The organism is Paraburkholderia sp., assembly GCF_047605525.1.
GTDB lineage: Bacteria > Pseudomonadota > Gammaproteobacteria > Burkholderiales > Burkholderiaceae > Paraburkholderia.
This window is the reverse complement of sequence record NZ_JASGFN010000006.1, coordinates 250,245-263,035: the sequence shown is the minus strand read 5'-3', so window position 1 is coordinate 263,035 and position 12,791 is coordinate 250,245. Positions and strand designations below refer to the sequence as shown.

The 12,791-nt window shown below is 64.1% G+C and carries 12 protein-coding genes, 1 tRNA gene and 1 riboswitch; of the genes, 1 reads left to right on the top strand and 12 read right to left on the bottom strand.

Features of this window, described 5'->3' with window-relative positions; translation table 11 throughout:
- Window positions 1-60 precede the first annotated feature (60 nt).
- Both miaA and mutL read right to left on the bottom strand, forming a co-directional pair.
- Window positions 61-1,008 (bottom strand): tRNA (adenosine(37)-N6)-dimethylallyltransferase MiaA, encoded by a 948-nt coding sequence (miaA, locus tag QM685_RS11510; RefSeq protein ID WP_415115856.1) that lies wholly within the window; start codon window positions 1,006-1,008, stop codon window positions 61-63.
- Window positions 1,009-1,057: 49 nt separating this feature from the next.
- Complete coding sequence (gene mutL, locus QM685_RS11505; RefSeq protein WP_415115854.1) at window positions 1,058-3,139, bottom strand: DNA mismatch repair endonuclease MutL; 2,082 nt, start codon at window positions 3,137-3,139, stop codon at window positions 1,058-1,060.
- Window positions 3,140-3,351: 212 nt separating this feature from the next.
- Here mutL and QM685_RS11500 point away from each other — a divergent pair, with 212 nt between their 5' ends.
- Window positions 3,352-4,023 carry a DedA family protein gene (locus QM685_RS11500; protein WP_415115852.1) on the top strand — a complete coding sequence of 224 codons (672 nt, stop codon included), beginning with the start codon at window positions 3,352-3,354 and terminating at the stop codon, window positions 4,021-4,023.
- Window positions 4,024-4,174: 151 nt separating this feature from the next.
- Here QM685_RS11500 and QM685_RS11495 read toward each other — a convergent pair whose 3' ends face one another.
- From QM685_RS11495 to QM685_RS11450, 10 genes are all read right to left on the bottom strand, one after another.
- A complete protein-coding gene (locus tag QM685_RS11495) occupies window positions 4,175-4,993 on the bottom strand; it encodes a mechanosensitive ion channel family protein (RefSeq protein ID WP_415115850.1) in 819 nt (272 codons plus the stop codon).
- A gap of 648 nt (window positions 4,994-5,641) precedes the next feature.
- Window positions 5,642-5,717, bottom strand: a tRNA-Lys gene (locus tag QM685_RS11490).
- Window positions 5,718-5,910: 193 nt separating this feature from the next.
- Window positions 5,911-6,660: a tol-pal system protein YbgF gene (gene ybgF / locus QM685_RS11485; RefSeq protein WP_415115848.1), complete on the bottom strand. Its 750-nt coding sequence runs from the start codon at window positions 6,658-6,660 to the stop codon at window positions 5,911-5,913.
- Window positions 6,661-6,680: 20 nt separating this feature from the next.
- The gene (gene pal / locus QM685_RS11480) at window positions 6,681-7,187 is read right to left on the bottom strand and encodes a peptidoglycan-associated lipoprotein Pal (protein WP_415115846.1); all 507 of its coding nucleotides are present in this window, start codon (window positions 7,185-7,187) and stop codon (window positions 6,681-6,683) included.
- Window positions 7,188-7,205: 18 nt separating this feature from the next.
- Complete coding sequence (gene tolB / locus QM685_RS11475) at window positions 7,206-8,498, bottom strand: Tol-Pal system beta propeller repeat protein TolB (protein WP_415115844.1); 1,293 nt, start codon at window positions 8,496-8,498, stop codon at window positions 7,206-7,208.
- Window positions 8,499-8,636: 138 nt separating this feature from the next.
- The gene (tolA, locus tag QM685_RS11470) at window positions 8,637-9,659 is read right to left on the bottom strand and encodes a cell envelope integrity protein TolA (protein ID WP_415115842.1); all 1,023 of its coding nucleotides are present in this window, start codon (window positions 9,657-9,659) and stop codon (window positions 8,637-8,639) included.
- Window positions 9,656-10,102: a protein TolR gene (tolR, locus tag QM685_RS11465; RefSeq protein ID WP_415115840.1), complete on the bottom strand. Its 447-nt coding sequence runs from the start codon at window positions 10,100-10,102 to the stop codon at window positions 9,656-9,658. Before tolR ends, tolA begins: the two co-directional genes overlap by 4 nt.
- A gap of 10 nt (window positions 10,103-10,112) precedes the next feature.
- On the bottom strand, window positions 10,113-10,790 hold the full coding sequence (gene tolQ / locus QM685_RS11460) for a protein TolQ (protein WP_007179119.1): 678 nt from the start codon (window positions 10,788-10,790) through the stop codon (window positions 10,113-10,115).
- 187 nt (window positions 10,791-10,977) lie between these two features.
- Window positions 10,978-11,442 carry a tol-pal system-associated acyl-CoA thioesterase gene (gene ybgC, locus QM685_RS11455; RefSeq protein ID WP_415115837.1) on the bottom strand — a complete coding sequence of 155 codons (465 nt, stop codon included), beginning with the start codon at window positions 11,440-11,442 and terminating at the stop codon, window positions 10,978-10,980.
- Window positions 11,443-11,616: 174 nt separating this feature from the next.
- Window positions 11,617-12,366 carry an SDR family NAD(P)-dependent oxidoreductase gene (locus tag QM685_RS11450; RefSeq protein WP_415115835.1) on the bottom strand — a complete coding sequence of 250 codons (750 nt, stop codon included), beginning with the start codon at window positions 12,364-12,366 and terminating at the stop codon, window positions 11,617-11,619.
- Between the two features lie 247 nt (window positions 12,367-12,613).
- A riboswitch (ZMP/ZTP riboswitch) is annotated at window positions 12,614-12,740 on the top strand.
- Window positions 12,741-12,791 lie beyond the last annotated feature (51 nt).

Here is a 12,791-nt window from a genome sequence, read left to right as displayed (position 1 = left end):
ATCTCGCTTCGCGAGTCTCGCTGCAAAGTCCCGCTGTTCGCCCGACTCCCGCTCAACGTTTCACACCAGCGTTTCGATCAGTTCCACCACCCGCGCCGTCGCGTGCGGATCGCAGCAATCCACCACCATCCGCTCCGGCATGCTCCGCAGCCACGTGAGCTGCCGCTTGCACAACTGCCGCGTCGCGAAAATGCCCCTGTCGCGCATGGTCCGGTAATCGACGGCGCCGTCGAGGTATTCCCACACCTGCCGATAACCGACGCAGCGCATCGACGGCATCCCGGGCAGCAGATCGCCGCGCGCGCGCAGCTTTACCACTTCGTCGACGAAACCGTGCGCGAGCATCGCATCGAAGCGTTGCTCGATGCGCGCGTGCAGCACGCCGCGCTCGGACGGCTCGAGCGCGATCGGCACGAAGCGCCAGGCCGACGCGGCGGCGTCGATGCGCGCGGGTGCGGCAAGCAGCGTCGACATTGGCTGGCCGGTCAGCATGAACACTTCGAGTGCCCGCTGGATGCGCTGCGAATCGTTCGGCGCGAGTCGCGCGGCCGTGTCCGGATCGACCGTGGCGAGCCGCGCATGCAGTGTCGGCCAGCCGTCGCGGGCGGCGTCGGCGTCGAGCGTCGCGCGCACGTCGGCGTCGGCGGCGGGCAGGTCGTTGAGCCCTTGCGTCAGCGCCTTGTAGTACAGCATCGTGCCGCCGACCAGCAGCGGCAGCCGTCCGCGCGCGACGATTTCACCGCAGAGCCGCAACGTGTCCGCGCGAAACTGCGCGGCCGAATACGAATCGGCCGGATCGACGATATCGATCAGGTGATGCGGCGCCACCGCGCGCTCGTCGGCGGTCGGCTTCGCGGTGCCGATGTCCATCTCGCGATAGACGAGCGCCGAATCGACGCTGATGATCTCGACCGGCCGCCGCGCGGCGAGCGCGAGCGCGGCGGCGGTCTTGCCGGACGCGGTCGGACCGAGCAGGCAGGGGATCGGGGCAGGAGCGGGTGACGTCATGAGCACGCAGGCGCGGCGCGTCGAAGCTGTTTCGTCGAACGCTGCAACGTTACTGCCCGCGCATGAACAGCCGATCGAGATCGACCAGCGTCAGTTGATACCACGTCGGACGCCCGTGATTGCACTGGTCGGCGCGCTCGGTCGCCTCCATCTGGCGCAGCAGCGCGTTCATCTCGTCGAGCGTCAGGCGCCGGTTCGCGCGCACCGCGTGATGGCACGCGAGCGTGCCCAGCAGTTCGTGCTGACGCTCGGTCAGCACGCGCGAGCCGCCGAACGCATGCAGGTCGGAGAGCACCGCGCGCGCGAGCGATTGCAGATCGGCGTCCTTCAGCAGCGCGGGGACCGCGCGGATCGCGAGCGTGGTCGGCGACAGCACCGCAAGGTCGAAGCCGAGCGCGTCGAGCGTGTCGCACTCTTCCTCGACCGTGCCGATTTCGACCGGATCGGCCTGCATCGTCTGCGGGATCAGCAACGGCTGCACGGCGATCGCGCGATCGGCGAGCGCGTTCTTGAACTGCTCGTACAGGATGCGCTCGTGCGCCGCGTGCATGTCGACGATCACGAGCCCGTGCCGGTTCTGCGCGAGCACGTAGATGCCGTGGACCTGGCCGAGCGCGAAGCCGAGCGGCTGGTCGTCGGTGGCGTCGACCGCGGGGGAGGTGGCGCGTGCGGAGAACGGTGACGAAGCGGGCGATGTCGCGTCGTATGGCGATGCCGTTTCGGCGGCCGAGTCGCGCGCCTCGAACAGCGATGCGCCTTCCATCGGCGCGGCGAGCGGGTCCTTGCGGCCGAACAGCGCGTCGTAGCCGGCGAGCGGTTGCGCGACCGGCAGCGTGCCTTGCGTCATGCGCGACTGGCGCATCCACGTGTTGCCCGGCTGCGAGCCGCCGAATCCGCCGAAGCCGCTGCGTTCGCCTGCGCCGAAGGAGCCGCCCGAGCTGAAGCGGCTGCCGTCGCTCGTGCCCGCGGCTGCGCCCCCACCGGCCAATGCCGTCGAACCAAACGAAGCGGAGCCGCCCGCCGACGGCTCCAGATGCGCCGCATGGCCGCCCGCCGTCGTTTCCGGCGACGCGCCCGCGTGCCGCGCGAGCGCGCGCTGCACCGCATGGAACACGAACTGGTGGATCGAGCGCGAATCGCGGAAACGCACTTCGATCTTCGACGGATGCACGTTCACGTCGACGCCTTCGGGCGGCAGATCGAGAAACAGCACATACGACGGATAGCGCTCGCCGTGCAGCACGTCTTCATACGCGGCGCGCACCGCGTGCGTGAGCAGCTTGTCACGCACGAAGCGGCCATTGACGAAGAAATACTGCTGATCGGCACGGCCGCGGCTCGCGGTCGGCAGACCGGCGCAGCCGTAGATCGCAAGCGGGCCGGCGGATTCGCCGAGCGGCAGATGGGCGGTCGCGAAGGTATCGCCGAGAATCTTCGCGACGCGCGCGGGCGGCTCGCTCGCGTTCCAGTGTTCGACCGCCTTGCCGTTGTGCAGCACCGAAATCGCGAGGTCCGGCCGCGCGAGCGCGACACGGCGAATCTGTTCGAGACAGTGGCCGAGTTCGGTCTGTTCGCTCTTCAGGAATTTGCGGCGCGCGGGCGTGTTGAAGTACAGCTCGCGGACTTCTATCGTCGTGCCTTGCGTGCCGGCGGCCGGGCTCAGCACGCCGGTCTGCGCGTCGATGCGCACGGCGTGCGGCGCCTCGACGGTGCGGCTCGTGATACTCATTTGCGCAACCGATGCAATCGACGCCAACGCCTCGCCACGAAAGCCGAGCGTGGCAACCGCTTCGAGTTCGGCGAGGGAGCGGATCTTGCTAGTTGCGTGGCGCATGAGCGCGAGCGCAAGTTCATTTTCGGGGATGCCGCAGCCGTCGTCGGTGATCGAGATGCGTTTGACGCCGCCTTCGTCGAGCAGGATGCGCAACGTCTGCGCACCCGCGTCGAGCGCATTCTCGAGCAGTTCCTTGACCACCGAGGCCGGCCGCTCGACCACTTCGCCGGCGGCGATCTGGCTGATCAACTGGTCGGGAAGGGGCTCGATCGCGCGGGGCGGACGCGGCGCGGGCGCCGCGTCGGGGAGCGCGGCCGCGGCGGCGGAGCCGGCAGGCGTTTCGGAAAATTCTGACATGGCGAAATTATAGCGATTCGGCAGACAGGTTCGCAGGCGCTCGCAACACAGCAGATTTTTAATCGCGGCGAGGCACTTTCTGTATCATGTCGCGGTCAATTTGCAGCGGCTGGACTATTGCCCGTCCGCTGCCTGTCTGCTGTTTGCTTGTCCCCGCGCGGGCCGCGCGACGGCCGTTTCTCCACGCTCATACTGGTTTAAAAGGACGTTCCTTGGATACGTTGCTACATTTCGTCAACCTTGTCCTGCACATCGACAAGTTTCTCGGGGACTTCATTCAGGTGTACGGCGCCTGGGTCTACGCGGTGCTGTTCCTGATTGTCTTCTGCGAAACCGGGCTCGTCGTTCTGCCGTTTCTACCGGGCGATTCGCTGCTGTTCATCGGTGGCGCGTTTTGCGCGACCGGGCAGATGAACCTCGGCTTGCTGATTCTCCTGCTGCTGATCGCGGCGATCGCCGGCAATACCACCAACTACCTGATCGGACGGGCCATCGGGCCACGCGTGTTCAATTCGCACATTCCGGTGCTCGAGCGTTTTCTCGATCGCGCCGCACTGCAGAAGACTCATAACTTCTACGAGAAGCACGGCGGCAAGACCATCGTGCTCGCGCGTTTCATTCCGGTGGTGCGGACTTTTGCGCCGTTCGTCGCGGGCGCGTCGTCGATGACGTGGAGCCGCTTCCAGTTGTTCAACGTGATCGGCGCGCTGTTGTGGGTACTGCTGCTCACGCTGCTCGGCTACTTCTTCGGCAACATTCCGTTTATCCGTCAGTACCTGAACGTGATCGTGCTCGTCGGTATCTGCGCGGCGGTCGTGCCGGTCGTGCTCGGCGCGCTGTGGAAGATGCTGCGCAAGAACAGCGCGAACGCGGGTAGCCGCTGACGCGTGGCGTTGTAGCGCCGGCGCGTGTCGCGGGGAATAAAAACAGAAAAGGCGTCGCGAATCTCGCGACGCCTCTTTTCACGGTGCTGCGCGCAGGCCGTCTTACTTCATTCAGGCTTGCTCACCTGATCGTTTGACCAGGCTGCGACTCTCAATCGCGCGTAACCGCGCGCGGCGCGAGCGGCGTTTCCGGTGTCGGATAGCCGGCTTCCTTGAAGGTCTGCACGATCGCGCGATTCGTGTCGAAGTACACCTGCCAGTAGTTCTGATTGGAGGTGTAGGGACGCACGCACAGCAACGGCCCTTCCGGCGTGAAGCTCAATACTTCGACATCCGGCGCGGGGTTCTCGGCCACGTTCGGGATCTTCGTGATGGCGGCTCTCAAACGCGCGATCGCATCGGTCGGATCGACGCCGTTCGCGATCTTCGCCGTCAACTCGACGCGCCGGAACGGCAGCAAGCTGTAGTTCGAGATCGTGTCGGAGAAGATCTTGTTGTTGCCGACGATGGTCGTTACGTTGTCCGGCGTCACGATCGTGGTGCCGAACAGGCCCAGTTCGGTGACCGTGCCGGTGACGCCCGCCGCCGTGACGAAGTCGCCGACCTTGAACGGCCGCAGCACCTGCATGAACACACCGGCCGCGAAGTGCGCGAGCAGGCCGCCCCACGCGGTGCCGATCGCGAGGCCGAGACCGGCGAGCAACGCGGCGAACGACGTGGTCTGCACGCCGAAGATCTGCAGTATCGCGAGAACCAGCAGCAGGTTCAGCAACGCGCCGAGAATCGACGCGAGGTAGTGCGCCAGTGTTGGGTCGACACGGCCGTTGCGTGCGAGCACCTTGCGCAGCAGGCCCGCGATGAGACCGATGACCCAGCGGCCGACGATCCACAGGACGATTGCGCCGACGACCTTGGTGCCGAGGTCGATGCCTCGGGTCATGATAAACGTGCGTACGGTTTCGAGATCCAAGATATGCCTCGTTGGATAAGTTGCCATCAGCGGATTGAACTGCGGTAGTGCAAGGTAATGCAATACAGCGGCAATGCTTAAGCGACGGATGCAACCGGCAACATGTGATCTTCGGGAGTTATAGCCGACGGCGGCCGCATGCGCAAGGACCGTTCCCGCTATCCTCGCGAATGGCATTAAAGAGATGAAATATGGCGGCCGGTGGAATACGGCTCGATGGGTTGTTAAGACCTACGCGGGTAGACGTTGACCTGGAGTCCAGTTGATTCTCGCTACATGCGGTTGTGATCTGGATGCCGGCAGAAAAAGATAGGAATCCGGCGAGTTCATAGACCGATCCACGTTCAACCATAATCAATGCGCCAGTGGGCTTGTGCATCGCGTATACGGTTTTATCGAATCGGCCGTTCTCATCGAAGTAGATGGGTCGAGTAATTAGCAGCTTAACCGTAGGACCACTGGCTATTTGTTGAGGTGCGGTTTTGTGCTGCGTTGACGGGGTGGTGGGGATCTTGCGGAATGCCCGATCTTTGTCGGACTCAAGGCGGAGATTTTTGGCGCCTATCGGCTGCTTGTGAAGGCACCGGATAGACCGTCTGCGGAGCAAAGAAAAAGGGCTTGCCTTGACGGCAAACCCTTGAAATCTTTTGGTAGGCCGTACGGGATTCGAACCTGTGACCAACGGATTAAAAGTCCGCTGCTCTACCAGCTGAGCTAACGACCCAAAAGAGAAGCGAAATTATATAAGCCGACTTATGGCCTGTCAACTCCGGACGGCCATCGAGTGTCGTGAGTAAATGAAAAGCCCGGGCATCGCTACCCGGGCTTTCCAGCGAGAGGCGCGCGTGGCTATGACATCGGACACTGCGCGTTACTGCCAACTACTCGATCAATACGCGATCAATACATACCTCTCACTACTTGATCTGCGACAGCTTGCTTTGTGCCGATTGTGCGACGTCCGAGCCACTGTATTGCGCGACGATCTGCTCGAGCGTCTTCTTCGCGGCCGCCTTCTGGCCTTGCTCGATCTGATTGTTCGCAATCGCCAGCAGCGCTTCCGGCGCCCGCGGATGCTGCGGGTAATTCTTCACGATACCTTGCCAGATCGCCGTCGAACCCTTGTAGTCGCGCAGCGCATACAGCGCGTTGCCGAGCCAGTACTGCGCGGTCGGCTGATAGGGGCTGTTCGGATATTTGGAGATGAAGCTGCGGAACGACGCCGCCGCGTTCTTGAAATCGCCGCTGCGGAATTGCTGTGAAGCCGAGTTGAATGCATCGGTTTCACCCGGCTGCACCTCGCCCTGGACGCCGTCCACCGTCTGTTGCTGCGGCTCGAATTTCTTCAGGCGCGTGTCGAGATCGGTGTAGTAGTCCTTCTGCTGCTTCTGCAGTGTGGCGAGCTGATTAGCCATGTCCTCGTTCTGTCCGCGCAGCGTCGCGACCTGCTGGTTCAACTGGTCGAGACGGTTGGACTGATCGAGGATCGTGCGCTGCGCGGCCGACAGTTGGCTCGACAAACTATCGGTCTTCGAACGCAGATCGAGAATGGCCTGGCGGGCCTGATCGTCGTCGAAGATGCCCGCATGGGCGGGCACGGCCGCGAGGGCCGTGCCTGCGACGCAGGCCGCTGCGGCAAACCGCAGCCAGGAGAAACGATGCGTCATTCGGCTCATCACCTGTCGACTTACTGTTGATACACGAGGTCAGCGCGGCGGTTCTGTGCCCACGACGCTTCGTCATGACCGGTTGCCAGCGGCTTTTCCTTGCCGAGGCTCACGGCTTCCATTTGCGAATCCGCGACGCCCATCAGCGACAGCGAACGACGCACGGCTTCAGCACGCTTCTGGCCGAGCGCGAGGTTGTATTCGCTGGTGCCGCGCTCGTCGGTGTTGCCCTGGATCAGCACGTGACGCTGCGGATGGCTCTTCAGGTATTGCGCGTGTTGCTGCAGCAGCGGCTGGTAGTCGTCCTTGACCGAATAGCTGTCGAAGTCGAAGTAGATGCTGCGCTTCGCGAGCGGGCTGTTCGGATCGTTCAGCGGATCGACGTTGACCGTCGCCACGTCGTTCGGGTTCGGCTGCGCCGAGCCCCCACCCTTGTTGGCGTTTTCGTCGAGCTTAACGCCCGAATGACATGCGGCCAGCGCGCCGACCATGAGTACGGTGAATGCGATACGAAGTTTGGACGTCATTTGATTACTCTCCTTGTGTTATTGCATAAACGGGCCCCAGGACGGTTCGCGTACGCTACCTCCCTGAACGGACAGGACCTGCCGAGTGCGACCGTCGGTCGATACTGCGGCCAACACGCCACGGCCGTTCACCTGAGTGGCGTAAAGAATGTACTGACCGTTCGCCGCGAAGCTCGGCGATTCGTCATGTGTCGTGTCCGTCAGGCCCGTGGCGGTTCCGCCTTGCAGGTCCTGGAGATACAGCTTGAATGCACCGCCGACGCGCGAGATATAGGCAAGCTGCTTGCCGTCAGGACTCACACGCGGGCTGGTGTTGTAGCTGCCCGTAAAGGTGACGCGTTGCGCGGCGCCCGCGCTTTCGCCTTGCGCCGGCATCTTGTAGATCTGCGGTGCGCCGCCGCGGTCGCTCGTGAAATAGATCCACTGACCGTCAGGAGAGTAGGCCGGTTCGGTGTCGATCGAGCTGCCTTGCGTGAGACGACGCAGGCCGCTGCCGTCCGCGTTGACCGCGAAAATCTGCGTATTGCCGGTGCGCGATAGCGCGACGGCGAGCGTGCGCCCGTCGGGTGACCACGCCGGTGCGCTGTTGTTGCCCTTCTGGTCCGAGATGACCGTGCGCCGGCCCGTGGGCAGGTCATGGATATAGACGATCGGCTTCTTCTTCTCGAACGAAACGTAGGCGACCTTGGTGCCGTCAGGCGACCAGGCCGGCGAGATGATCGGCTCGGGGCTCGACAGCGCGATGTGCGCGTTCTGGCCGTCCGAATCGGAAATCTGCAACTGATAGCGGCCGCCCGTGCGGATCACGTACGACAGGCGCGTCGCGAACACACCGCGGGTGCCCATCAGTTTCGCATAGATGTAATCCGCGACCTTGTGCGCGCTCATGCGCAGGCCGCTTTCCGGGCTCACGAGCACGAGGCCGCCCAAGCTTTCGCCCTTGACCGTGTCATACAGCTTGAAGCGCACTTCGTACTGGCCGTTCGGCAGGCGGTTCACGCTGCCGGCGACGAACGCGTTGGCGCCCTTGGCCTTCCAGGCGCCGAGGTCGACGGAGTCGGTCTCGGACACCGGCGTCGAGCCTGCGTCGATATTGGTGAATTTGCCGCTGCGTTGCAGGTCCTGGCGCACGATCGCGCTGACCTGCTGCGGGGAGTTCGCTTCATTGGCGAAAGTCGCCGTTGCGATCGGAAACTGGGTGGATCCGACGCCCGTCACGAGGACGTTGAGTTGTGCGTTGGCGGCGCCGCCGACGGCGATCAGGCACGTTGCCACGAGTGTTCGCAGGCCTAGCTTGGTCATCAAACTCATGCTGTATGGATTCCTCAAAACGGTTTTACCTAACACTTCACAACAGCAGACAGACCGGAAAACGACTAATTCGTTCCCGCGCAACGCCGTGTCGGGCGGGGCGCGGCGTTGCCGTCAGCCGACCGTCAGCCTGCCGCATCAACCAGCCGGACGCAGCGTGATATAGAAGCTTTCCGGCGCCTTGCCATTGACATCGAGTGGCATCGGATCGGAACGCTGCACGGCGCGCAACGCGGCTGCATCCCACGCGGAGTTGCCGCTGCTGCGCGACACGCTGGCACTCAGCAATGTGCCGGTCGGCGAGCAGCGCACGGCAATCACTGTTTCCAGACCTTCCGTTTCGCCGCCCCACGAGATGTTCGGCCGCACGACCCTGCGTACCTTGTCCGCGTAGCCCGGCGATGCCGCCGTGCCGCCGGAACCACTGCCCGTGCCGCTTTTGCCGAGCCCGTTGCCCGACGAACCCGGCGCGCCGGCCATGCCTTGCATCTGCGCGAGACGCGCGCGACGTTCCGCGTCGAGCTGCTTTTTCGCCTGTGCCGCCGCATCGGCCTGCGCCTTGGCCTTCGCGGCTTTCTCCGCGTCGGCCTTTTTCTGCGCTTCCGCCTGGGCCTGCTTCTGTTGCTGCTCCTGCTGTTCTTTCAGCTGCTGCTGCTTCTGCTGCTCGGCCAGTTGCTGTTGCCTGAGCTTCTCAGCCTGCTGCTGTTGCTGTTGTTGCTGCTGTTTCAGTTTCGCGGCCTTCTGTGCGGCGAGCTGGGCTGCCTGATCGGCCGCCAGTTGCTGCTGACGCTTCGCTTCCGCCGCTTCCTGCTGTTCTTTCAGTTTCTGCTGACGCTGCTGCTCGGCCAGTTGCGCTTCGCGAGCCGCTTCCTGCTGCTGACGCTTCTTTTCCTGCAGCGCGATGTCGGCCTGTTCGTCCCGCACCGGCGGGGCGGGGGCGACCGGCACGGGCGGCGGCGGGACGGGACGCGGAATCGCCGAATTCGGCACTTCGGTCCACAGTTCCGCTTCCTCGCCCTCGGGCGTGCTGTTCTGCCACTGGATGCCGTGGTACAGAAAGAATCCGAGCAGCGCATGCATCACCAGCGCGAACAGAAAAGCACGCCCGGTGCCGCGTTCACGCGGTGGCTGAAGCGGATATTCGGAGTTCTTGCGGATCATTGCGATTTGACGAGCAGTCCAACGCGCTTGACGCCCTGAGCCTTGAGCTCGGACATCACGTTCATCACGGCTTCGTACTTCACGGTTTTGTCGGCGGCGATCACGACGGGCTGATCCGGATGCGATTGCGCCCGGTCGGCAATGAAACCCTTGAGGTCGGCCTTCGTCATGTCTTCCTGCTGCTGCGTGCCGGCATCGTCCTTGTACTTGATGCTCATGTTGCCGTCCGCGCGGATGTTGACGATCACGGGCGGGGTCTGCTGCTGCGGAGCGGCGGCGCCGACAGTCGGCAGATTGACGATCGACGGAGCGACGAGCGGCGCGGTGACCATGAAGATCACGAGCAGCACGAGCATCACGTCGATGTACGGCACGACGTTGATGTCGGCCATCGCGCGGCGCGAGCGCGAACCGCGCATGCTGGAGGAGCGGGAGCCTGCCATCGTGGCCTCCTTACTGTGCCTGGCGCTGCAGGATGTTCGAGAATTCCTCGATGAAGGTCTCGAAGCGGATTGCCAGACGGTCGATGTCGTGCGCGTAACGGTTGTAGGCGACCACGGCCGGGATCGCGGCGAACAGGCCGATCGCGGTGGCGGTCAGCGCTTCGGCGATGCCCGGCGCGACGTTCGCGAGCGTGGCCTGCTGCACGTTGGCGAGGCCGCGGAACGCATTCATGATCCCCCACACCGTGCCGAACAGACCGATATACGGGCTGACCGAGCCGACCGACGCGAGGAACGCGAGGTTCGCCTCGAGCACGTCCATTTCGCGCTGGAAGGCCGCGCGCATCGCACGCCGCGCGCCGTCGAGAATCGCACCCGGATCGTTCAGGCGTTTTTCCTTGCCCTTCAGGAATTCGCGCATGCCGGACTCGAAAATGCGCTCGAGCGCACCGATCGTGTGGCGGTTGTTCGCGGCGCTCTGATACAGCGCCTGCAGGTCGCCGCCCGACCAGAAATCGCGCTCGAAGCGCTCAGTTTGCGCGCGCGCCCGGCGAATCGCAAACCACTTGCGGAAGATGAAAGTCCATGACAACAGGGACAGCAGCAGCAGCAGGGCCATCACGGCCTGAGCGAGCAGGCTCGCGTTAAGTACGAGTGAAACGATCGACAGATCTTGTGTAGTGTTCATATAGGTTCGTTTTAACGTCCCGGGAAGGGCGCGTCCGGCTGCAAGGCCGCTTCAAGCTTGCCGTGGGCAAAACGGAAGCTTCGGCGATATTGAAGCCGAACCATGCTTTGTGTTGCCTGACCGGTATGAGTTCACTGGCCCCGTAACAACGGCGCGCGGTTATCGTCCGTTGACATGCCGTCGCTTTTCAATTCAAGTCCTGGCTCACGCCCGGCCCGCGCCGCAGGGCAGCCAGAACCGGAGCGGGAATCGCGGCTGGCCGCAACGCAACGCGGTCGACGCAGCCGATCCGGATCGAGCCCGTAGCAAGCAACGTGCCTTCGCGCCATGCTTCCTGCGCGAAGTCCACCGAAGCTCTGCCAAGTCGCTCGATCCTGCTGACAATTTTCACGATGTCGTCGAGCCGGGCCGGAGCCCGGTAGTCGACCGCGGTGCTGCGCACGATGAAAATCGCGTCTGCTTCTTCCGCGAGCCGATGCTGGTCGACGCCGCACGCGCGCAGCCATTCGGTGCGCGCCCGTTCGAAAAATTTCAGGTAATTGGCGTAAAACACGATGCCGCCGGCGTCGGTATCTTCGTAGTACACGCGGATCGGCCACGTGTACCCGCTTTCCGTGCCTGGCTGGCTGGTCGACATATTCATGCGGCGCATTCTACCGGAACGCACACCCGCGGGTCTGTTTCAAAGTGTGCGTTCCGTCCGGCGGACGTCAGCGGCGCTGGCGGGCGGCTTTGTCGCCGCTTCGAGGAGGCCTGGGCGGTGGCCGTCGCGCCTGATTGTCGCAAACGGGCAGCCACCACGAGCAGTCGTCACGAAGCGCCGCTTTCACGATCCGCCGCGCTGTGCGGCCGGACCGTCAAACGACCGGGCGACCGGCATCAGTTCGATCGTGTTGATGTTGACGTGAGCGGGACGCGTGGCGATCCAGTAGATCGAATCCGCGACGTCTTCGGCCGTCAACGGCTGCACGGTTTCGTGGACTTTGGCGGCCTTGTCGTCGTCACGATAACGGACGTTCGGGAATTCGCCGCCACCGCCCGGCCCTGGCTCGACGTCGGTCACGCGCAGCGCGGTGCTGGCGAGGTCGGCGCGCAGATTCAGGCTGAACTGGCGCACGAACGCCCTGGTTGTGCCGTATACGCTGCCTTCCGCGTACGGCCAGCAACCGGCCACCGAGCCCAGATTGAAGATATGCCCGCGATTGCGCTCGACCATGCCGGGCAACAGCGCACGCGTGACCTGCACGAGGCCCGTGCAGTTGGTCTCGATCATCGTGTTCCATGCGTCGAGGCTGGCCTTGTGCGCCGGCTCGATGCCGAGCGCGGCGCCGGCGCTGTTGACGAGCACGTCGAGCGCGGCGAATCCGGCGGGCAGCGAGGCCGGCACGGCCTCGACGGCGGCGCGGTCGCGCACGTCGAGCGCGTACGGCAGCAGCGCGTCGCCGAGCTCGTCGGCGAGTGCCTGCAGCCGGTCTTTGCGGCGCGCGGCGGCAACGACGCGATGGCCGCCTTTGACGAATGCGCGAGCGATGGCGGCGCCGAAGCCCGCCGACGCTCCAGTGACGAACACGATCATTGCCGTAGTTCGCCGGCCGGCGGCGGACGAAGGCCCCGAGCCAGTTTCCAATGCGGCGCCGCGGCAGGGATGAACCAGCCGTATCAGCGGTTGCGACAGTGGCATGGAGCGGGAATCCGGCGCTGCCGGCAGGCTCTCGTCAGACGTTTTCGGAGGTAGACCGACTCGCCGGAATGCCCGGCCAGCGGGCGCTGGAGGGCCGGCGAGCCGGTTGCCTATTCGATCCTCTTCCAATACACTAACGCGCTCGACCCTGCGTGACTGGCGATAGAACCGAGTCGTCCGACTCAGCCGATTCAACCAATCGGGTTCAAGGTGGAACGACCCACCGTGAAGCGCAGGGTGCCGTTTTGCCGTTCGCCTGGGCAGCCGTGATCCGCGCGCACTGATCTGCGCTGACGGTGGCTGGCCTGCCTCGCGTGTGC